Annotated in this window: 17 protein-coding genes, 2 tRNA genes and 1 pseudogene; 3 read left to right on the top strand and 17 right to left on the bottom strand. The window is 64.2% G+C overall.

Annotation, left to right across the window (positions count from 1 at the left end; genetic code table 11):
• The first annotated feature begins 7 nt into the window (after nt 1–7).
• On the top strand, nt 8–1,240 hold the full coding sequence (locus tag EV687_RS16505; RefSeq protein WP_122229036.1) for an FAD-dependent monooxygenase: 1,233 nt from the start codon (nt 8–10) through the stop codon (nt 1,238–1,240).
• A gap of 56 nt (nt 1,241–1,296) precedes the next feature.
• On the opposite strand, the gene EV687_RS16500 is transcribed toward EV687_RS16505, so the two are convergent.
• The 17 genes and pseudogenes from EV687_RS16500 to rnr form a co-directional block, all read right to left on the bottom strand.
• Nucleotides 1,297–1,584, bottom strand: coding sequence for a ComEA family DNA-binding protein (locus tag EV687_RS16500; protein WP_122229038.1), 288 nt, complete (start codon nt 1,582–1,584; stop codon nt 1,297–1,299).
• A 126-nt stretch (nt 1,585–1,710) separates the two neighbouring features.
• Nucleotides 1,711–2,421, bottom strand: coding sequence for a ribonuclease HII (gene rnhB / locus EV687_RS16495; RefSeq protein WP_122229040.1), 711 nt, complete (start codon nt 2,419–2,421; stop codon nt 1,711–1,713).
• Entirely contained in the window at nt 2,393–3,568 is a 1,176-nt protein-coding gene (lpxB, locus tag EV687_RS16490) for a lipid-A-disaccharide synthase (protein WP_242612686.1), read from the bottom strand. The genes rnhB and lpxB overlap by 29 nt, the downstream gene beginning before the upstream one ends.
• A gap of 15 nt (nt 3,569–3,583) precedes the next feature.
• Nucleotides 3,584–4,405 (bottom strand): acyl-ACP--UDP-N-acetylglucosamine O-acyltransferase, encoded by an 822-nt coding sequence (lpxA, locus tag EV687_RS16485; protein ID WP_122229042.1) that lies wholly within the window; start codon nt 4,403–4,405, stop codon nt 3,584–3,586.
• Between the two features lie 13 nt (nt 4,406–4,418).
• Complete coding sequence (fabZ, locus tag EV687_RS16480) at nt 4,419–4,862, bottom strand: 3-hydroxyacyl-ACP dehydratase FabZ (RefSeq protein ID WP_122229044.1); 444 nt, start codon at nt 4,860–4,862, stop codon at nt 4,419–4,421.
• Between the two features lie 8 nt (nt 4,863–4,870).
• A complete protein-coding gene (gene lpxD / locus EV687_RS16475; protein WP_122229817.1) occupies nt 4,871–5,863 on the bottom strand; it encodes a UDP-3-O-(3-hydroxymyristoyl)glucosamine N-acyltransferase in 993 nt (330 codons plus the stop codon).
• Between the two features lie 75 nt (nt 5,864–5,938).
• Nucleotides 5,939–6,454, bottom strand: coding sequence for an OmpH/Skp family outer membrane protein (locus EV687_RS16470; RefSeq protein WP_122229046.1), 516 nt, complete (start codon nt 6,452–6,454; stop codon nt 5,939–5,941).
• A 12-nt stretch (nt 6,455–6,466) separates the two neighbouring features.
• The gene (gene bamA / locus EV687_RS16465) at nt 6,467–8,761 is read right to left on the bottom strand and encodes an outer membrane protein assembly factor BamA (protein WP_122229048.1); all 2,295 of its coding nucleotides are present in this window, start codon (nt 8,759–8,761) and stop codon (nt 6,467–6,469) included.
• Nucleotides 8,762–8,870: 109 nt separating this feature from the next.
• Nucleotides 8,871–10,247 (bottom strand): RIP metalloprotease RseP, encoded by a 1,377-nt coding sequence (gene rseP / locus EV687_RS16460; RefSeq protein WP_122229050.1) that lies wholly within the window; start codon nt 10,245–10,247, stop codon nt 8,871–8,873.
• 33 nt (nt 10,248–10,280) lie between these two features.
• Nucleotides 10,281–11,510 carry a 1-deoxy-D-xylulose-5-phosphate reductoisomerase gene (gene ispC, locus EV687_RS16455; protein ID WP_122229052.1) on the bottom strand — a complete coding sequence of 410 codons (1,230 nt, stop codon included), beginning with the start codon at nt 11,508–11,510 and terminating at the stop codon, nt 10,281–10,283.
• Nucleotides 11,507–12,373, bottom strand: coding sequence for a phosphatidate cytidylyltransferase (locus tag EV687_RS16450; RefSeq protein ID WP_122229054.1), 867 nt, complete (start codon nt 12,371–12,373; stop codon nt 11,507–11,509). Before EV687_RS16450 ends, ispC begins: the two co-directional genes overlap by 4 nt.
• Nucleotides 12,367–13,131: a polyprenyl diphosphate synthase gene (gene uppS / locus EV687_RS16445; RefSeq protein WP_122229819.1), complete on the bottom strand. Its 765-nt coding sequence runs from the start codon at nt 13,129–13,131 to the stop codon at nt 12,367–12,369. The genes EV687_RS16450 and uppS overlap by 7 nt, the downstream gene beginning before the upstream one ends.
• Nucleotides 13,132–13,188: 57 nt before the next feature.
• Complete coding sequence (gene frr / locus EV687_RS16440; protein WP_122229056.1) at nt 13,189–13,749, bottom strand: ribosome recycling factor; 561 nt, start codon at nt 13,747–13,749, stop codon at nt 13,189–13,191.
• 42 nt (nt 13,750–13,791) lie between these two features.
• Nucleotides 13,792–14,520, bottom strand: coding sequence for a UMP kinase (gene pyrH / locus EV687_RS16435; RefSeq protein ID WP_122229058.1), 729 nt, complete (start codon nt 14,518–14,520; stop codon nt 13,792–13,794).
• A gap of 180 nt (nt 14,521–14,700) precedes the next feature.
• Nucleotides 14,701–15,591, bottom strand: a complete 891-nt coding sequence (gene tsf / locus EV687_RS16430; RefSeq protein ID WP_122229060.1) for a translation elongation factor Ts — start codon at nt 15,589–15,591, stop codon at nt 14,701–14,703.
• Nucleotides 15,592–15,790: 199 nt separating this feature from the next.
• The gene (rpsB, locus tag EV687_RS16425; RefSeq protein ID WP_122229062.1) at nt 15,791–16,549 is read right to left on the bottom strand and encodes a 30S ribosomal protein S2; all 759 of its coding nucleotides are present in this window, start codon (nt 16,547–16,549) and stop codon (nt 15,791–15,793) included.
• A gap of 305 nt (nt 16,550–16,854) precedes the next feature.
• Nucleotides 16,855–19,218, bottom strand: a pseudogene (gene rnr / locus EV687_RS16420) (ribonuclease R); the annotation flags it as partial.
• Between the two features lie 16 nt (nt 19,219–19,234).
• Between rnr and EV687_RS16415 the strand changes: the two are divergent.
• Nucleotides 19,235–19,321: transfer RNA gene (locus EV687_RS16415), tRNA-Leu, on the top strand.
• Between the two features lie 165 nt (nt 19,322–19,486).
• Nucleotides 19,487–19,573: transfer RNA gene (locus tag EV687_RS16410), tRNA-Leu, on the top strand.
• Nucleotides 19,574–19,674: the final 101 nt, after the last annotated feature.

The following is a 19,674-nucleotide window of genomic DNA, read 5'->3' as shown; positions in this document are numbered from 1 at the left end:
TTTTTTCATGACCGAATCCACGCTTTTGATTGCCGGTGGCGGCATTGGCGGCCTCAGCGCAGCGATTGCCGCTGGCGAGCGGGGCCTGCCAGTCCATCTGGTTGAACAGTCCCACGCCTTCGGCGAGGTCGGCGCCGGCATCCAGTTGGGCCCCAATGCCTGGCATTGCCTGCGCCAATGGGGCCTGGAGACGGCCCTGTCCGAGTATGTGGCCTTCCCGGGCAATATCCTTGCACGCAACGCGCTCACCGGCGAGCACCTCTCCTGCCTGCCCCTGGGTGAGCCATTCATCACACATTACGGCGCGCCCTACACCACCATTCACCGCGCCGACCTGCACGCCCTGCTGCTGGAGCGCGCCAGCGCATATCCCGCACTGCAGGTCAGCATGGCCACAACCGTGACAGACTACGAACCGGCAGCAGACGATCGTCCCATCACCGTCCATCTCTCGCGGGACCATGACACACAAACGCTGACGGCCTATGCACTGATCGGTGCCGACGGCGTACACAGCCGCATCCGCCAGCAGCTGCTGCCCGATGGAACCGTCACGCCCACCGGTCACCTGGCCTATCGCGGCCTGATCCAGCAATCCGCCCTGCCCCAGCGCATGCGCTGCACCGACGTCACGACCTGGCTGGGTCCGAATCTGCACGCAGTCAGCTACCCCATCCGTGGCAGCGAATGGCTCAACATCGTGCTGATCGTCGATGCCATGGCCGCAGGCCATACCGCCAGCCAGGACTGGGACCAGGCCGCTCCCAATGACACGGTGCTGGACCTCGGCCAGGGACTGTGCCCGCCCTTGCGCGACCTCATCCAGGCCGTCAGCTCGCATGGCCGCGCTCATGATGGACATCCCTGGAGGGCCTGGCCGCTCTGGGGCAGGCCCGCGCTGACCAGTGCGCAGGAGATGGCCCAACAACAGGTAGCCCTGCTGGGTGATGCCGCCCATCCCATGCTGCCCTACCTGGCACAGGGCGCCGGCATGTCGATCGAGGACGCCTTCCAGTTACAGCAGTCACTGGGGCTGGAGGCACTGTCCATCTCGGAGCGCCTGCAACACTATGCCCGTCAGCGCTACGCTCGCAACGCCAAGGTGCAGCGACAGGCGCGGCGCAATGGCCGCATTTTCCACTACCGGGGGCTGATGCGGCTGGCGCGCGACGCCGCCCTCAGGACAGCGGGCCGCAGACTGATGGACTCACCCTGGTTGTACCGCCCGATCTGGGCATGAAAAAGGCCCCGGGGAAGGGGCCTTTTTCATATTGCACGGCGCGGATCAGCGGTGCTTCACTGGCTGGCAGCCGGCTTGGAGGCCTCATAGGCCTCCTCTTTCACCCTCAGTCCCTCGGCCGAGAGACTGGCGGCCTTGGTCGCACCAACCCCTTTGACGCGCTGAATGAAGTCCTCCCAATCCTTGAAGTCGCTTTGCCCGCGCTCCTCGATGATGCGCTCAGCCAGCGCAGGGCCGATGCCCTTGATCTGCGTCAGCTCCTGGGCGCTGGCCTGATTGACGTCGGCAGCAAACACACTGGCAGCCCAGAAAGCGAACACGGTAGCAATGATCTGGCGAAACATGATTCTCTCCTCTCCAATGGTTGGTTGAAATGGTGTTTGGAGCCGAAATATCCAAGGCGCATGCCGCGCCGACGACCGGCTCCGGGAACAATTTTCAGCACAACCTGTAACAGAGGTCAAGACGCATTAGGGAAAATACGGATTCCTTATCAGGGGAGAATGTGAATCAAAAGTATCCTGGCCTTGGCGAACAGGGATGGAATCGGCAGAGGGTGCACGCACGGCAGCCACCGGAGCAAAACTCTGGCGGTGCTGTTCGCAGGCACCATGCTGGCGCAACGCGGCCAAGTGCGCTGCCGTGCCATAGCCCTTGTGCTGGGCAAAACCGTACTGGGGGTAGTCCAATGCAAGGCGTTCGCACCAGGCATCTCGGTGCACCTTGGCGAGAATCGAGGCCGCCGAGATGGCCGCCACCCTGGCGTCCCCTCCCACAATGGCAATGGCAGGTACCGCCAGTGGCGGAACACGATTGCCATCCACGCACACCAGCCTGGGGGCAATGCGAAGACCTGCCACCGCCCGTTGCATGGCCAACATGGTCGCCTGCAGGATGTTGATACGGTCGATTTCCTGGACACTGGCTTCGGCAACGCAAAAGGCCAGCGCCTTGGCCCGGATCTCGTCATTGAGCTGCGCTCGGCGGCGCGCACTCAAGCGCTTGGAGTCATCCAGCCCCTCGATCGGCTGCAGTTCGTCGAGGATGACCGCAGCAGCCACCACCGGACCGGCCAGCGGACCACGGCCAGCCTCATCCACGCCAGCGAGCAAAGTCGGCGGTGCATCGTGCCAGGGCAACTCCATCTGGCGCTCAACGTAGCAGTACGGATTCGATGGCATTGGCAGCCAATGTCGAGGTGTCGGCCTGCAACGACTCATGCAGGCTGGTAAACCGGGCCATCAACTGCTGCCACTCGGGCGAGCGCACCGCGCTGGCACGCAACCAATGCAGCACGGCGCCAGCCAGCGCAGCAGGCGTGGCGGCATCCTGCAGCAGTTCGGGCACGACCGCTTCGCGCAGCAGGATGTTGGGCAGGCCCACCCAGGGCTGCAACTGCTTGCGGCGCATCAAGCGGTAGCTCCACGGGTGCATGGCGTAGCTGATGACCATGGGTTTCTTGAACAGTGCAGCCTCCAGCGTGGCGGTGCCACTGGCGATCAGCGTGACATCGCAAGCCTGCAGTGCCAGATGCGAATGCCCTTGCAGCAGCCGCACGCGCCCCTGCATGTGTTGCTCCTGCAGCATGGCCTCGACCCGCAACACCTGCGAGGGAACGGCCGGCAGGATGCACTGCAACTCGGGCATTTGCTGCTGCAGCAGCTGCACCGCCTGCAAGAAGCGCGGCAACAGGTAATCGATCTCCTTGCCGCGACTGCCCGGCAGCAGGGCCAGCACCGGCGCGTCAGGTTCGAGCTGCAAGGACGCCCGCGCGATCAGCGCATCCGTATGCAACGGAATGCGTGTGGCCAGCGGATGCCCTACGAAGCTGGCAGCAATGCCATGGCTTGCCAGCAGCGCCGGCTCGAACGGGAACAGGCACAGCACATGGTCGGCCGCAGCACGGATGGTCTCGACGCGCTCGGGTCGCCAGGCCCAGATCGACGGACAGACAAAATGCACGGTCGGAATGCCACCGGTGCGCAGGCGCCTTTCCAGTCCGAGATTGAAATCGGGCGCATCAACGCCAATGAACACATCAGGACGCTGGTCCAGCAACTGGTTGCCCAACTGGCGACGTATGCGCAGCAAACCAGCCACACGCCGCAAGACCTCCAGGCTGTAACCGTGCACCGCCAGCCGATCGGCCGGCCACTGCGCCGCGAAGCCCTGTTCCTGCATCGACAAACCACCAATGCCGTGCGCGCGCAGGCCGGGCCAGCGCGACCTGGCCCCCTGCAGCAGCAAGGCAGCAAGCAGATCGCCGGACGCCTCGCCAGCGACCATGGCCAGATCGGGGTCCGCGTGCGCGGTGGCCGGCGCGCTCATGCGCTCACCACCGTGTCACCGGGCAATACCGCGCTCGGCATGCTGCAGGAAGGCCAGCACCGCCAGCACGTCCTCCCAGCCATCGCCCTGCACGACACGGCTCTGCAGATCTTGCAATTTGTCGCAGGCCTCCTGGACCGTATTGCCCTCGCGGAACACGATGCGGTACGCCGTCTTCAGCACGGACAGCTGGTTGCCGCTGAAGCCGCGCCGGCGCAAACCTTCGATGTTCAGGCCTCGCACCGCGAACGGGTTCCCGCCCGCCAGCACGAAAGGCACGACATCCTGCGAAACGTGGCTGGAAAAACCGATCATGGCGTGCGCGCCAACGCGGGTGAACTGGTGCACACCGGTCAGCCCGCCGATGATGGCCCAATCCCCCACCTGCACATGACCGGCCAGCGCCACGCTGTTGGCCATGATGGTGTGGCTGCCGACCTGGCAGTCGTGTGCAATGTGCACATACGCCATGATCCAGTTGTCATCGCCCATGCGGGTCACGCCGCCGCCCTGCTCGGTGCCAACATTGATGGTGCAGAACTCCCGCACGGTGTTGCCGTCGCCAATGTGCAGTTCGGTCGGCTCCCCCGCATACTTCTTGTCCTGCGGCGCGCCACCGACGGCGGCATGCGAATGGAAGGTGTTGTCCGCACCGATGGTGGTGCGTCCCTCAATGATGCAGTGCGCACCGATGCTGCTGCCCGCGCCAATGCGCACCTGCGGGCCGATCACTGCGTATGGACCGACCGTGACGCTCTCATGCAGTTGGGCGCCCGCATGAATGATGGCAGTGGGATGAATCGCGGCCTGCGCCGGCACCGGACTGTCGTGGCTCATGGACGCCATGGACTCAGTTCTGGTCGAACTCGCGCATGGTGCACATCAGGTCGGCCTCGCAGACCACCTGCCCCTCGACCTTCGCGACCGCCTTGAATTTGTAGATGCCAGCGCGCACCCGGTCGATGCCAACCTCCAGTACCAGCTGATCGCCCGGCACCACCGGTTTCTTGAACCGCGCGTTGTCGATGCCGACGAAATAGAACACCTTGTCGTCGCCGGGCGCCTCACCCATGGTCTCGAACGACAGCAGACCCGCAGCCTGTGCCAGCGCCTCCAGCACCAGCACCCCCGGCATCACCGGCTTGCCCGGAAAATGACCGTTGAAGAAGGGTTCGTTGATGCTGACATTCTTGTAGGCCCGGATGCTTTCGCCCACCTTCAGCTCCGTGACGCGATCAACCAGCAGGAACGGATAACGGTGCGGCAGCAGTTTTTGGATTTTATGGATGTTCATTGTCATGATTATGGCAGTCTCTCCTGTAGTGCTGCCATCTCCTTTTCGAGGATCTTGAGGCGGTCGCGCATGCTGCGCAACTGCCGCAGCGAAGCGGCATTCTGCTCCCATTGGGCATGGGGCTCAAACGGATACAGGCCACTGTATTGACCCGGCTGGTGCAGCGAGCGGGTCACCACCGTGCGTGCCGAGACGTGCACGCCATCGGCAATCTGCAGATGGCCCAGCACTGCGGCGCCGCCGGCGAGCGTGCAACCGGCGCCGATGTGGGCGCTGCCGGCAATGCCCACACAAGCAGCCATTGCGGTGTTCTCGCCAACGTGGACGTTGTGCGCGATCTGGATCAGGTTGTCGAGCTTGACGCCATTGGCAATCACCGTATCACCCAGCGCGCCGCGGTCGATGCAGGTGTTGGCGCCGATCTCGACCTCATCGCCGATGCGCACCGCGCCCAGCTGCTCGATCTTGACCCAGGCGGCGCCATCGGGCGCAAAGCCGAAGCCGTCGGCCCCGATCACCACTCCGGAGTGAACGATGCAATGCGCTCCGATCACGCAGTCATAGCCGACCGTCACGCGCGAGGCGATGCGCGTATGCGCCCCGATCACCGCACCTGCCTCGATCACCGACAGTGGCCCGATGCTGGCCGTGGCATCCACATGGGCATCGGGATGTACCACCGCACTCGGGTGAATGCCAGGAGCCCATGGCGCAGGATGCTGCTGGCGCCACCACTGCGAGAGGCGCGCATAGTAGAGATAGGGGTTCGGGGTGACGATGCAGGCGCCGCGGCGCTGTGCCTGCTCGGCCTGCGCCGGCGCAACGATCACGCAAGCGGCCCGGCTTTCATGCAACTGTGCGATATAGCGAGGATTGCTCAGAAAAGCAATGTCGCCCGGGCCTGCGCTATCGAGCGGCGCAATGCCTTGCACCACTTTGGAAGCATCGCCGTGCAGCTCACCGCCCAGCGAAGCGCAAAGGGTTCCCAGGGTCAGCGACACGCCTTGTTCCCGCAATATCGGTGTTCTGTCTCTGGCGTGAGCGCTTCAAGCTTTGCCTGCATGGACACCAGCGCCTCAACGGCTGCTGGCGTTGAGGGCGCTGATCACCTTGTCGGTGATGTCATAAGCCGGATTGACGTAGACCGCCTCCTGCAGGATGACGTCGTACTTTTCCCGCTCGGCCACCTGCTGTACCACGGCGTTGGCGCGCTCGAGAACCTGCGCCAGCTCCTCGGTCTTGCGCGAGCCGAGGTCTTCCTGGAACTCGCGGCGCTTGCGCTGGAATTCACGATCCTGCTCCATCAGCTGACGCTGACGCTGGGTGCGCTGGCTCTCGGAGAGCGTCGGCGACTCGCGGTCGAAGCGATCGGATGCCGACTGCAGACTGTTGCCCATGTCGATGATTTCCTTCTCGCGGCGCGAGAATTCCTGCTCCAGGCGCGTCTGCGCGCTCTTGGCCATGTTGCTGTCGCGCAGGATGCGGTCGGTGTTGACGAAGCCGGCCTTGAACGACTGGGCCTGCACCGGCAGCCATGCGGCTGCGGAGAGCAGAATGGCTGCCGAGGTGATTTTGAGTGAACGTGCTTTCATATACCTTCGAACTTAGAACGATGTTCCGATCTGGAACTGAATTTCCTCGATTCTATCTCCGGCCTTCTTGCGGACCGGATGCGCATAAGCCAGGCGCAACGGGCCAAGCGGCGAAATCCAGCTCAGACCCAGGCCGGTCGATGCCCGGAATTCGGAGAAGCGGACCTTCTCGTCCTCACCGAACACGTTACCGGCATCAACGAAGGCAAACAGGCGCAGCGTGCGGTCATTGCCCGCACCCGGGAAAGGCGTCATGAATTCGGCATTGAGCGTGACCTTCTTCGATCCGCCCAGCGAAGCGCCGGTCAAGTCCCGCGGGCCGAGTGTGCCCTGGTCGAAGCCGCGCACCGAACCCAGGCCACCGGAGTAGAAATTCTTGAACACCGGGTAAGGACGATCATCGAAGCCCTTGCCCCAACCGAGTTCGCCATTGAAAGCCAGCGTGTACTTCTTGCCCAGCGGCACATATTGCTGGTACTGGTAATTGGTCTTCAGGTAACGCGTATCACCGGCAAACGACCATTCGGAACTGAAACGCTGGTAGCGACCCTCATTGGGTGCCAGTGCGCTGTCGCGGCTGTCGCGCGACCAGCCGATCGTGAACGGGAACGAATTGCTGGTGTAGCCGAACCTGTCGGCATAGTAAAGGTAGGCGGCCGGGATGTTGGTGCCCGGCTTGATGCGGTTGCGTTCCGCCCCCAGGCCGAAGTAGACGGTGTCGGTCTCGCTGAAGGGCACCCCGAAGCGCAGCGCCCCCCCCATGGTCACCAGCGAGTAGTTGCCGCCCATGTCTTCGTAGGGCTTGTCGGTCCGGTAGTACAGGTCGACCGCGCGCGAGACGCCCGACTGCGTGAAGTACGGATCGGTGGTATTGAACACCAGCGTGCGACGGTACTTGCTGGTATTGAGGTCGATCCCCATGTAATGGCCGGTGCCCATGAAGTTCTCCTGCTGCAGGCCGAACGAGAAGCTGAGCTTCTCGGCACTGGAGAAACCGGCACCCAACTGCAGCGAACCCGTGGGCTTCTCGACCACGGCCACCTGCAGGTCCACCTGGTCCGGCGCGCCGGGCACGTCCTGGGTCTCGATGTCGACCTCGGTGAAATAGCCCAGCCGGTCGACGCGGTCGCGCGAGAGGCGGATCTTCTCGCCGTCATACCAGGACGCTTCGAACTGCCGGAACTCGCGGCGAATCACCTCGTCGCGCGTCTTGGTGTTGCCGGTCACGGCGATGCGGCGCACATACACACGGCGCTGTGGCACGGCGCGCAACACCACCGCCACGGTATGGTTGGCGCGGTCGATATCAGGCACGGCCTCGACGCGTGCAAACGCATAGCCGTAATTGCCGAAATGCTCCGAGAAGGCCTGCGTGGTCTCGGTCACCTGGTTCTCGTTGTATGGCTCGCCTGGCTTGATTCGCACCAGCGCCTTGAACTCGTCGTCGCGATCGAGGTAATTGCCGTCGAGGCGCACGGCGGAGACGGCGAAGCGATCGCCTTCGTGCACGTTGACAGTGATCGAGATGCTCTGCTTGTCGGGCGAAATCGCCACCTGAGTCGAATCAATGCGAAAGTCGATGAAGCCACGCTGCAGATAATAGGACCGCACCGCCTCCAGATCGGCGTTGAGCTTGGCGCGAGAATAGCGATCCGACTTGGTATACCAGCTGAGCCAGCCACCGGTGTCCTGGTCCATCAACCCGCGCAACGTCGACTCGGAGAACTCCTTGTTGCCGGTAAAGCGGATTTCACCGATCTTGGCCACGCTGCCTTCGGTGACCGTGAAGGTGAGGTTGACGCGATTGCGCTCGGTCGGCGTGATGGTGGTGACGACCTGCGCACCGTAGTAGCTGCGGGAGAGGTACTGGCGCACCAGTTCCTGCTCGGCCCGGTCGGCCAGCGCCTTGTCATACGGACGCCCCTCGGCCAGGCCGATGTCGCGCATCGCCGTGAGCAATGCATCGCGGTCGAATTCACGCGCGCCGGCAAACTCGACATTGGCGATGACGGGACGCTCCTGCACCACCACCACCATGACGTTGCCGTCAGCCTCGATGCGTACATCATTGAAAAGGCCCAGCGCAAACAGCGAGCGGATCGAGTCGGAGCCCTTGTCGTCAGTGTAAAGATCACCCACACGAATGGGCAACGAGGCAAACACGGTGCCGGCCTCGACGCGCTGCAGGCCCTCGACCCGGATGTCGCGCACCGTGAAAGGCTCGAGCGCCCACGCGTGCAGGCTCAGCGCCAGCGGAGCCACTGCAGTCAGCGTGCGAACCCAGAAACGTCGGAAATTGTGATTCATGAACCAGACTCACCGCACCGGCCCATGAGCCCCGTGCGCTTGTGATTGTGCAATTAAAACCAGTTCAGGCACTGACCATGGGCATTGCGGCGAGTGCGTGAACTGGCTCTCAGAAACGGTCGGACAGGCGGGCGACATCATTGAACAGCGCCAATGCCATCAGCATCAGAAGGGCCGCGATGCCCAGACGCTGCAGACGCTCCATCCAGACATCGGAGACCGGCCTTCCCGACACTGCCTCCCAAAGATAATACATCAGGTGGCCACCATCGAGCACCGGCAGTGGCAATAAATTCAGCACTCCCAGGCTCAGGCTGACCACCGCCAGGAATTCCAGAAACTGCACCGCGCCCAGGCTTGCCGACTGGCCTGCATAGTGGGCGATCGTCAAGGGGCCACTGAGGTTTTGCAACGAAGCCTCGCCCACCAGCATGCGCCCGAGCATGGTTACCGTCAGCAGTGCCATATCCCAGGTGCGCTCGGCACCCCGCAGCAGTCCCTCAATCGGGCCACGCCGCACCAATACGGTGGCGTACCGGCCACTGCCGCCGATGCGCGCACCAATCTCGGCACGCTGCTGGCCATCACGCACAACCATGCGCGGACTTACCGGCAGTTGCAGACTTTGCCCGTCACGCACAATCTGCCAGATCTGCGGGAGCGCCCCCTCCTGGCCTGCAGAACGGATGCGCAGCAACAGGCCCTCTGCATCGGGGACCGGCTCACCATCGATGCTTTGCACCACGTCACCGGTGCGCAGGCCGGCGGCCGCGGCCGCCCCGTCGGGCAGCACCTCGCCAATCATGGCAGGCGCCAGTGGCGCCACGATGCCGATGCGCTGCATCGCTTCGGCATCGAGGTCCTGCACATGCAAGGCCGCGAGCGGCAGCGCAACGGTGCGTGGGGTCTGATCTGCCGCAGCCGGCTCGACCTGCAGTTCGACATCCTGGTGACGCAGGGCCGCACGGCTGATGAACCAGCGCAAATCCTCGAAGGACGCCAGGGGCGCGAAATCCGCTGCGCCGCTGCGCCGCGCCGCCACGATGCGGTCGCCGGGCTGCAGTTGGACCGCTTCGGCCAATGAAGCTGCCGGCGGCGTGGCAACGATCGCCTGCGGCTCCTCGGTGCCCCACCAACTGACGGCGGCAAAGCACAGCACCGCCAGCACCAGATTGGCCATGGGTCCGGCCAGTACGATGGCGGCGCGCTTGGACAGCGACTGATTGTTGAAAGCGCGGGGCCGGTCTTCCGGCGCCACCGCCTCCTCGCGCTCATCGGCCATGCGCACATAGCCGCCCAGCGGCAGCGCGGCCAGCACGAACTCGGTCTCGCCGCCAGGCCGGCGCCAGCGCCATAACGGCTTGCCAAAGCCGACGGAAAAACGCAGCACCTTGACGCCGCAGGCCACGGCCATGCGGTAGTGCCCCCACTCATGCACCGTCACGAGGATGCCGATGGTGAGGATGAAGGCCAGCAGGGTCAGCACGGACGCACTCCGATCACAGGCGGTTCGGCGGCATCAAAATGCCAATGTCCGAGCCAGGGCCAGAGCCTGCTGTCGGGCCTGTGCATCCAGCGCCAGCAGGCCTTCCAGGGAGTCGGTGTCCTGGGGCTCAATGCGCTGCAATGTCTCGGCATTGACGGCATGGATCTGGTCGAAGCGCAGGCGCCGCTGCAGGAACAACTCCACCGCGACCTCGTTGGCTGCATTGAGTATGGCGGTGCTGCCAGCCGGGCCGCGCAGGGCCTGCCAGGCGAGGGCCATGCACGGGAAGCGCCGCTGGTGCAGCGGATCCTCGAAGGATTCGAACGTCATGGCTGCGAGCGTGCGGAAATCCAGCCGCGCTGCCCCTGATTCGATGCGCTCGGGCCAGGAGAGGCCATAGGCAATCGGCACGCGCATATCGGGCGAGCCCAGTTGGGCCACCACCGAGCCATCGCGGAACTGCACCATCGAATGGATGGTGCTTTGCGGGTGGATGACCACCTCGATGTACTCGGGCGCCATGTCGAACAGGTAGCGCGCCTCGATGACCTCCAGCGCCTTGTTCATCATGGTGGCCGAGTCCACCGAGATCTTGCGCCCCATGCTCCAGTTCGGATGGGCGCAGGCCTGCTCGGGGGTGACTTCCGCCAGACTGGCCGGATCGCGCAGGCGGAAGGGACCACCCGAGGCTGTGAGGATGAGCTTCTCGACACGCCTCGGCCAGCTCGCCGGATCCTCCGGCAGCGACTGGAACACCGCCGAATGCTCGCTGTCGATCGGCAGCAGCAGCGCGCCGCCTTCGCGCACCTGCTGCATGAAGTAGTGCCCACCCACCACCAGCGCCTCCTTGTTGGCCAGCAGCAGGCGCTTGCCCGCCCGTGCCGCCGCAAGCGCGGGCGGAAGCCCGGCCACGCCGACGATGGCGGCCATCACGGCATCGACTTCGGTGTGCGCTGCCAGTTGAACCATGGCCGGCGCACCAGCCAGCACCTCGGTCGCCAGCCCTTCCTCGCGCAATTGCCGCTGCAGGGCCTGCGCGGCATCAGGCTCCAGCACGGCGGCATAGCGTGGCCGGAACTGCAGGCACTGCGCCAACAGGCGATCGACATTGCGCCCCGCAGCCAGCGCGAACACCTCGAAGCGCTCGGGATGCCGAGCCAGCACATCCAGCGTACTGGTGCCGATCGAGCCGGTCGAGCCCAGGATGGCGATACGCTGCCGGTGTTGCGGACCGCTCGGATGCGTGAGACATGCGGGGTTCATGCCGCCCTCGCCACCAGCGCCAGCACCAGCATGCCCATGGGCATCACGGGAATCAGGCCGTCGATGCGGTCGAGAACGCCACCATGGCCGGGCAGCACGGCGCTGCTGTCCTTGACGCCGGCGGCGCGCTTGACCAGCGACTCCAGCAGATCGCCCAGCACACTCATGCCCACCAGTGCGACGCACACCACCGTGAGCATGGTCAGGCCCTGCTGGCGCACCACGCCATAGAAGCTGCGGCCCCATTCCTGGGCCAGCGAGCGGTCCAGCCACAGCCACAGCGCGGCCAGCAGCAGCACGCCGATGATGCCGCCGAACACGCCCTCCCAACTCTTGCCAGGGCTGACGGTGGGCGCGAGCTTGCGGTGCACCAGCTTCTGGCCGAAGGTTCGGCCGGCAAAGTAGGCACCGATATCGGCCATCCACACCAGCGCCATCAGCGACAGCAGGTAGTTGATGCCCAGTTCGAAAGCCCGCAACACGGCCACCCAGACCGCACCGAACACAATGAGCCCCATCACCAGCCGCAGAGCCCGCGGCAGCGTCGTCCAGCCCGCCGTGCCGCCACGCAGCACCAGCACGGCGCCGGCCAGCCACCCCATCGAGAACAACAGCCAGAACAGGCTGGGCTTGGTGACTTCCTGCACGCCGTTGAGCGAGGCCACTGTGCATGCCAGCCCGAATACCACCCCCACGGCCAGTGAGGGCGCGCCATCGAGGCCGTTGAGGCGCGACCACTCCCAGGCAGCGACACTGAGCACCACCGTCACCAGCAGTACGAACGGCCAGTCCCATGGTGCGAACAGGCACGCCAGGATGACACCCAGCAGCACCAGCGCGGTGATCACCCGTTGTTTCAGCATCCGTTCTTCTCCTTCGGTGGATGGGTTTCTTCCTGGCGGGCCGGACCGGGACGCACCTGCTCGCCGGTCTTGCCGAAACGGCGCTGGCGCCGCGCATAGTCGTCCAGCGCAGCATCCAGATCGGCAGCATCGAAATCCGGCCACAGTACGTCGCTGAAATACAGCTCCGCATAAGCTGCCTGCCACAGCAGGAAATTGCTGATGCGCAATTCTCCACCGGTGCGGATCAGCAGGTCGGGATCAGGGCCATGCGCCAGCGCCATGGCCTGGCCAAGGCTCGCCTCGGTGATCGTCTCGCCTTGCAGGCGCAGACGCTCGGCTGCCTGGGCGATGTCCCAGCGCCCCCCATAGTTGAAACAGATATTGAGGACCAACCGGTCATTGGCGGCGGTCTGGCGCTCGGCCTGCGCGAGGCGCTCGCGGATATCGGCATCGAGCCGACTGGTATCGCCCACGCAGTGCAGACGCACACCATTGCGCTGCAAGTTGGCGGCTTCCTTGCCCAGGACGCTGGCCATCAGACCCATCAGGCCACTCACTTCCTCGGGGGGCCGGCTCCAGTTTTCGGAGGAGAAGGCGAACACCGTCAGGATCTGCACGCCTCGTTCGGCGCAATGGCTCACGCAGCGGCGCAGCGCCTCCACGCCTTTCCTGTGCCCGGCCAGGCGCGGCAGCAGACGCTTTTGCGCCCAGCGGCCATTGCCGTCCATGACGATGGCCACATGACTGGGCAACGTTGCGGGCAAGGAGGTCTTCATGCGCATGTGAACTACCGTGGACTGCCACGGCGTGGCAGGCGCACCGCAGCGCCTGGCTTACACGGCCATGACATCCTGTTCCTTGGACAGCACCAGCGCATCGATCTCGGCAATGAACTTGTCGGTGAGCTTCTGGATATCGGCCTCCGAGCGCTTCTGGTCATCCTCGGAGGCTTCCTTGTCCTTGACGAGCTTCTTGACGGCATCATTGGCATCGCGACGCAGGTTGCGCACCGCGATCTTGGCGTTCTCGCCCTCGGTGCGCACCAGCTTGGTCATCTCGCGGCGGCGCTCCTCGCTCATCGGCGGCATCGGCACGCGGATCAAGTCGCCCATGCTCGCCGGGTTCAGGCCCAGATCGCTCTCGCGGATGGCCTTCTCGATCTTGGCGCCCATGTCGCGCTCCCACGGTTGCACGCTGATGGTGCGTGCATCGATCAGCGTGACATTGGCCACCTGGCTGATGGGCAGGTGCTGGCCATAGTATTCGACATGCACCGTGTCGAGCAGGCCGGGGTTGGCCCGTCCGGTACGGATCTTGGTGAGATGGTTCTTGAAGGAGGCGATGGACTGCTCCATCTTTGCCTGGGTGTTCTTGCGGATATCAGCAATGGACATGAATCAATCTCCTGGTGACAGTTGCAGGGTGGCGCAGCGGCCTCAGGCGTGGACGAGTGTGCCCTCGTCCTCGCCCAGGATGACGCGCTGCAGCGCGCCGGGCTTAACGATGGAGAAAACCTTGATCGGCAGCTTCTGGTCGCGGCACAGCGCAAACGCGGTGGCATCCATGATGCCCAGATTCTGCACCATGGCCTCATCGAAGCTGATGCGGCTGTAGCGCGTGGCGTTTGGGTCCTTCATCGGATCGGCCGAGTACACACCGTCGACCTTGGTGGCCTTGAGCACCAGCTGCGCGCCGATCTCGGCGCCACGCAGCGCAGCGGCCGTATCGGTGGTGAAGAACGGGTTGCCGGTGCCGGCTGCGAACACCACGACTTTGCCCTCCTCCAGGTACTGCAGCGCCTTGGGCCGCACATAGGGCTCGACGACCTGGTCGATCGAGATCGCCGACATGACACGCGCTGGCACGTTCTTGCGGCCGATCGCATCGGCCAGCGCCAGCGAATTCATCACGGTGGCCAGCATGCCCATGTAATCGGCGGTGGCGCGATCCATGCCGGCGGCGCCGCCGGCCATGCCACGGAAGATGTTGCCGCCACCGATGACGATGGCCAGCTCCACACCCATGTTCACGACGGAGATGATCTCGTCGACCATGCGCTCGATGGTCTCGCGGTTGATGCCGAACGCATCATCGCCCATCAGCGCCTCCCCGGAGAGCTTGAGCAGGATGCGACGGTAAGCCGGTTGTTGCTGGGGAGCGGTCATGGGAATGCCTCTGCAGGTGGCGATGTGCGGGTAGAGAGAGAAAGAAACGAATCAGCAGCGGCATGGGGCCCGGCCGGCAATGTTTCGATACCGGGCTGGCGGCGGTCAGCCACAACCGTGGCCGACCCGCCATGCGTGCGGGAACGCCTGCCGCTGCCTGCGTTCCCGGCACCCAGGGGCTTAGTTGCCCTTGGCTGCGGCCATTTGCGCAGCCACTTCGGCAGCGAAGTCGTCGGTCTTCTTCTCGATGCCCTCGCCCACCACGTACAGGGTGAAGCCCTTCAGACCCGTGCTCTTTTCCTTGAGCATCTGGGCCACGCTTTGCTTGTCGTTCTTCACGAACGGCTGGTCCAGCAGCGAGACTTCCTTGAGGAACTTGGCCACCGAGCCCTCGACCATCTTCTTGACGATGTCGGCAGGCTTGCCCGATTCGGCCGCCTTGCCTTCGGCCACGGCACGCTCCTTCTCGATCAGCTCGGCCGGCACGTCGGCGCCGGACAGCGCCACCGGCTTCATGGCGGCCACGTGCATCGCCACATCCTTGGCGGCCGTGTCGTCCCCTTCGAACTCGACCACCACGCCGATGCGGGTACCGTGCAGGTAGTGGGCCAGCTTGCTGTCGGTGGCAAAGCGCTTGAAGCGGCGCAGCGTCATGTTCTCGCCGATCTTGCCGATCAAGCCCTTGCGCACGTCTTCCAGCGTGGGACCGAAGCCGTCCTGGCTGTAGGGCAGCGCGCCCAGCGCATCGATGTCCTTCGGATCGTTCTTGGCCACCAGTTCGGCAGCGGCGTTGGCCAGCTGCAGGAAGCTGTCGTTCTTGCTGACGAAGTCGGTTTCGCAGTTGACCTCGACGATGGCGCCCACGCCACCGTCGATGAATACGGCCACCACGCCTTCAGCCGTCACGCGCGAGGCGGCCTTGCCAGCCTTGGTGCCCAGCTTGATGCGCAGGATTTCCTCGGCCTTGGCCATGTCGCCCTCTGCCTCGACCAGGGCCTTCTTCGCCTCCATCATCGGCGCGTCAGTCTTGCCACGCAGCTCGGCAACCATGCTTGCGGTAATTGCAGCCATTGTTTTCTCCAGTCTCAAATCAAATCAGATCCATACAGATCAATACGAACTCTGTCACCAGTGTCGCCACGGCCACCTCGGTGTGAACCGGGCTTGCCTTCGGGCCTTGGCACGGGACGGCGGATAAAAAAATGGGGCATCGATACTGAAGCCCCATTCTTGCGCGCTGATACAACGCATCACGGCGCGTCGCAGGCGCTTACTGTGCGGACTCCTGCACTTCGACAAACTCGTCGGCGTCATCGGCGGCGGCAGCAGCCAGCTTGGCCACTTCATCGACAGCATTGTTGCGCCCGTCGATGACAGCATCGGCAATCGCGCGGGCGTACAGGGCCACTGCCTTGGCGGAATCGTCGTTACCCGGGATCACGTAGTCGATGCCTTCGGGGTTGTGGTTGGTATCGACCACGCCGACCAGCGGAATACCCAGCTTGTGCGCTTCGGAGACGGCGATCTTGTGGTAACCGACATCGATCACGAAGATCGCATCGGGCAGGGCCGTCAGGTCCTGGATACCGCCGATGTCGCGCTCGAGCTTCTGGATCTCGCGCGTGAACATCAGCTGCTCCTTCTTGCTCATGGATTCCAGGCCAGCTTCCTGCTGGGCCTTCATGTCCTTGAGGCGCTTGATGGAGGTCTTGACGGTCTTGAAGTTGGTCAGCATGCCACCCAGCCAGCGCTGGTCAACGAAAGGCATACCGGCGCGCTGGGCCTCTTCAGCCACCACGTCGCGCGACTGGCGCTTGGTGCCGACGAACAGGATGGTGCCGCGATTGGCCGCCAGCTGGCGCACGAACTTCTGGGCTTCCTGCAGCTTGGGCAGAGAGGCTTCCAGGTTGATGATGTGAATCTTGTTGCGATGGCCGAAGATAAAAGGGGCCATCTTGGGGTTCCAGAAGCGCGTTTGGTGGCCAAAGTGCACACCGGCTTCCAGCATTTCACGCATGGTGATCGACATAGAAAAAACTCCGAAGGTTGGGTCTGAGACGGACTCTGTCACCACGTCTTCGACAGCAAAGACTGCATGGCACCCAGGATGAATCCGCCCGCTATTGTTTTGCGGCCCCTGCCAGGGGCATCCTCCATCGCATGCGCCAAGTACGCGTGGAAATCGCCCGAAGCAATCTGGCAAAACCCGATGATTCTACCATACCCGCGCAAGCACAATAGCAGGCACCGCCCAGCCATACGGGACAAGCCCCATGAAGCGGGGGCGATCCCCCTGACTCAAGTCCCGGCCTTGCCCCGTGCCACCTCGGGGCTTCAGCGCCGGCGCCGCTTGCGTGCGGCGCCGGCGCCCTCTTCGCCACCTTTGCTCGCGGCGCGCGCACCGCTTTTCTGTTTGACCGCCTTGGCGACCTTGCGCGCGCCCTTGCGCCCGCCCTCTGCGGCCTCGCCCGCTATCCAGCCGGCATCGCTACCGAAACGCGCGCTGGCAGAGGCACCGGCCGGACTGGCCGCACCCTTGGTTGCGCGGCCGCCGCTGCGGCCACCGGACGGTGCCGCACCCGCACCCTGCCATTCGTCACGCACCGGCACGAAGTCGATCTTGCGCGCATCCAGGTCGACGCGGCTGACCTGCACCTGCAGGCGACTGCCAATCGCATAGCGGGTGCCGGTGCGCTCGCCGCGCAGCTCCTGCCGCACCTCATCGAAGCGGAAGTATTCACCGCCCAGTTCGGTGATGTGCACCAGCCCATCGACATACATGGCATCGAGCGTGACGAAAAGGCCAAAGGTGGTCACCGCCGTCACCGTGCCGGCAAAGACTTCGCCCAGGTGCTCGCGCATGTATTGGCACTTGAGCCAGGATTCGACGTCGCGGCTGGCCTCGTCGGCACGGCGCTCGTTGGCGCTGCAGTGCAGGCCGGCCGCCTCCCAGGCCAGGATCTCACCGGCCGCCACCTGCTCCTTGGCCGACGCACGCCGCCGGCCGGCCGGCTTGGCCGCCTCGACACGCTGCGGCGGCGCCACCTTGGCAGCCAGCTTCTGACGGAACTGTGCCGTCACCGCGCCCTCCGCCGGGATGCCCGGCAGCTGGTAGCGCTCACCACCGAGCACCGCCTTGATGACGCGATGCACCAGCAGGTCGGGATAGCGGCGGATCGGGCTGGTGAAATGGGTGTAGGCCTCGAAAGCGAGGCCAAAGTGCCCGCTGTTGTGCGGCGAGTAGATCGCCTGCTGCATGGAGCGCAGCAGCATGGTGTGGATCTGCTGCGCGTCGGGCCGGTCCTTGGTGGCCTCGGCAATCACCTGCAGGTCCTGCGGCTTGGGGTCGTCGCCGATCGACAGTCCGATGCCCAGCGCCTTGAGGTAGTTGCGCAGCACATTCTGGCGCTCGGGCGTCGGCCCTTCATGCACCCGGTACAGCGCCGGGTGACCGCTGGCAAGCAGGAAGTCGGCGCTGCAGACGTTGGCGGCCAGCATGGCCTCCTCGATCAGGCGGTGCGCCTCGGTGCGCACACGCGGCACGATCTGCGCGATGCGGCCCGTGTCGTCGCAGAGGATCTGCGTCTCGGTAGTCTCGAAATCGACCGCGCCACGTGTCTTGCGCGCGGCCAGCAAGGCCTGGTAAACGCCATTGAGGTGGAGGAATTCCGGCAGCAGGTTCTGGTACTGCTGCGCCAGCGGCCCACGTGTGTTGGCCAGGATGTCGGCCACCTGGGTGTAGGTCATGCGCGCATGGCTGTGCATCACCGCCGGGTAGAACTGGTAGGCATGCACCTGCCCCTTGGCAGTGACCAGCATGTCGCAGACCATGCAGAGACGGTCGACGCCGGGATTGAGCGAACACAGGCCGTTGGAGAGCTTCTCCGGCAGCATCGGAATCACGCGGCGCGGAAAGTAGATGCTGGTGGCGCGCTCGAAGGCATCCTTGTCGATCGGGCTGCCCGACTGCACATAGTGGCTCACGTCGGCGATGGCCACCAAGAGGCGCCAGCCCTTGCCACGCCCGACCTTGGCCGGCTCGCAATACACCGCATCGTCGAAGTCGCGCGCATCCTCGCCATCGATGGTCACCAGCGGAATGTCGCGCAGGTCGACGCGGTCCTTGCGATCGCCAGGGCGCACCGCCGACGGCAGTTTGGCCGCCGCCTTCTCACAGGCCTCGGAGAAGGTGTGCGGCACATCGTACTTGCGCACCGCAATCTCGATTTCCATGCCGGCGTCATCGGTATCGCCAAGCACCTCGGTGATACGACCGACCGGCTGGCCGTGCAGCGACGGCGCCTCTGTCAGTTCGGCCACCACCACCTGCCCGGCCTGCGCGTGGGCTGTGGCCGCATCGGGCACCAGCACATCCTGGCCATAGCGACGATCTTCGGGCGCCACCAGCCAGACGCCGCTTTCCTGCAGCAACCGACCGATGATGTGCGTGGTCGGCCGCGCCAGGATTTCCAGCACGCGCCCTTCGGGGCGCCCCTTGCGATCGACCCGCACGACCCGCACGCGCACGCGGTCTCGGTGAACCAGGTGCCGCATCTCTTCGGCGGGAAGATAAATGTCGTCGCCACCTTCCTCGGGGACGACAAAGCCATGCCCCTCTCGTCGTCCTTGCACAACACCGACGACTTCTTGCATTAAGTTTGAGTTTTTCAATTCAGATCCGTTTTTTGGATTACAATTCGCGCTTTCCTGAAGTGCCCAGGTGGCGAAATTGGTAGACGCACTAGCTTCAGGTGCTAGCGGGGGAGACTCCGTGGAGGTTCGAGTCCTCTCCTGGGCACCAAGTTTAACGAAGAAAGTCACTCTCCCGAGTGGCTTTTTTGCTTTTGCACAGACAGGCTGGCATGCCTTATGTGGCCAGCCGTTCCGCTTTTGCACCAGAACGAAAATCGGCAAGTGTGTGCAGCCGTGGCGGCAAATTCGGTTATACTTCTTTTCTTCCTGAAGTGCCCAGGTGGCGGAATTGGTAGACGCACTAGCTTCAGGTGCTAGCGGGGGCAACTCCGTGGAGGTTCGAGTCCTCTCCTGGGCACCAAGACACAACAAAAAGCCGCTCCTCTGGGCGGCTTTTTTCATGCCTGCACCTGCGGTGCGTGCGTGACGGAAGGCAAAACGGAAAACAGCCAGGGCATGCAG

Origin of the sequence: Corticibacter populi (assembly GCF_004217315.1) — a bacterium.
In the GTDB taxonomy this organism is placed as follows: domain Bacteria; phylum Pseudomonadota; class Gammaproteobacteria; order Burkholderiales; family Burkholderiaceae_C; genus Lampropedia; species Lampropedia populi.
The sequence above is the reverse complement of the archived record's forward strand: the minus strand, read 5'-3'. Positions and strand labels throughout refer to the sequence as shown.

Coding starts and splice junctions, on each gene's coding strand:
- uppS (WP_122229819.1), bottom strand. CDS start 13,131: ATGAAGACCTCCTTGCCCGCAACGTTGCCCAGTCATGTGGCCATCGTC.
- lpxB (WP_242612686.1), bottom strand. CDS start 3,568: ATGAGCGCGCCGGCCACCGCGCACGCGGACCCCGATCTGGCCATGGTC.
- pyrH (WP_122229058.1), bottom strand. CDS start 14,520: ATGACCGCTCCCCAGCAACAACCGGCTTACCGTCGCATCCTGCTCAAG.
- frr (WP_122229056.1), bottom strand. CDS start 13,749: ATGTCCATTGCTGATATCCGCAAGAACACCCAGGCAAAGATGGAGCAG.
- fabZ (WP_122229044.1), bottom strand. CDS start 4,862: ATGAACATCCATAAAATCCAAAAACTGCTGCCGCACCGTTATCCGTTC.
- EV687_RS16500 (WP_122229038.1), bottom strand. CDS start 1,584: ATGTTTCGCCAGATCATTGCTACCGTGTTCGCTTTCTGGGCTGCCAGT.
- lpxA (WP_122229042.1), bottom strand. CDS start 4,405: ATGAGCCACGACAGTCCGGTGCCGGCGCAGGCCGCGATTCATCCCACT.
- EV687_RS16450 (WP_122229054.1), bottom strand. CDS start 12,373: ATGCTGAAACAACGGGTGATCACCGCGCTGGTGCTGCTGGGTGTCATC.
- tsf (WP_122229060.1), bottom strand. CDS start 15,591: ATGGCTGCAATTACCGCAAGCATGGTTGCCGAGCTGCGTGGCAAGACT.
- rpsB (WP_122229062.1), bottom strand. CDS start 16,549: ATGTCGATCACCATGCGTGAAATGCTGGAAGCCGGTGTGCACTTTGGC.
- EV687_RS16505 (WP_122229036.1), top strand. CDS start 8: ATGACCGAATCCACGCTTTTGATTGCCGGTGGCGGCATTGGCGGCCTC.
- bamA (WP_122229048.1), bottom strand. CDS start 8,761: ATGAATCACAATTTCCGACGTTTCTGGGTTCGCACGCTGACTGCAGTG.
- rnhB (WP_122229040.1), bottom strand. CDS start 2,421: ATGCCATCGAATCCGTACTGCTACGTTGAGCGCCAGATGGAGTTGCCC.
- ispC (WP_122229052.1), bottom strand. CDS start 11,510: ATGAACCCCGCATGTCTCACGCATCCGAGCGGTCCGCAACACCGGCAG.
- EV687_RS16470 (WP_122229046.1), bottom strand. CDS start 6,454: ATGAAAGCACGTTCACTCAAAATCACCTCGGCAGCCATTCTGCTCTCC.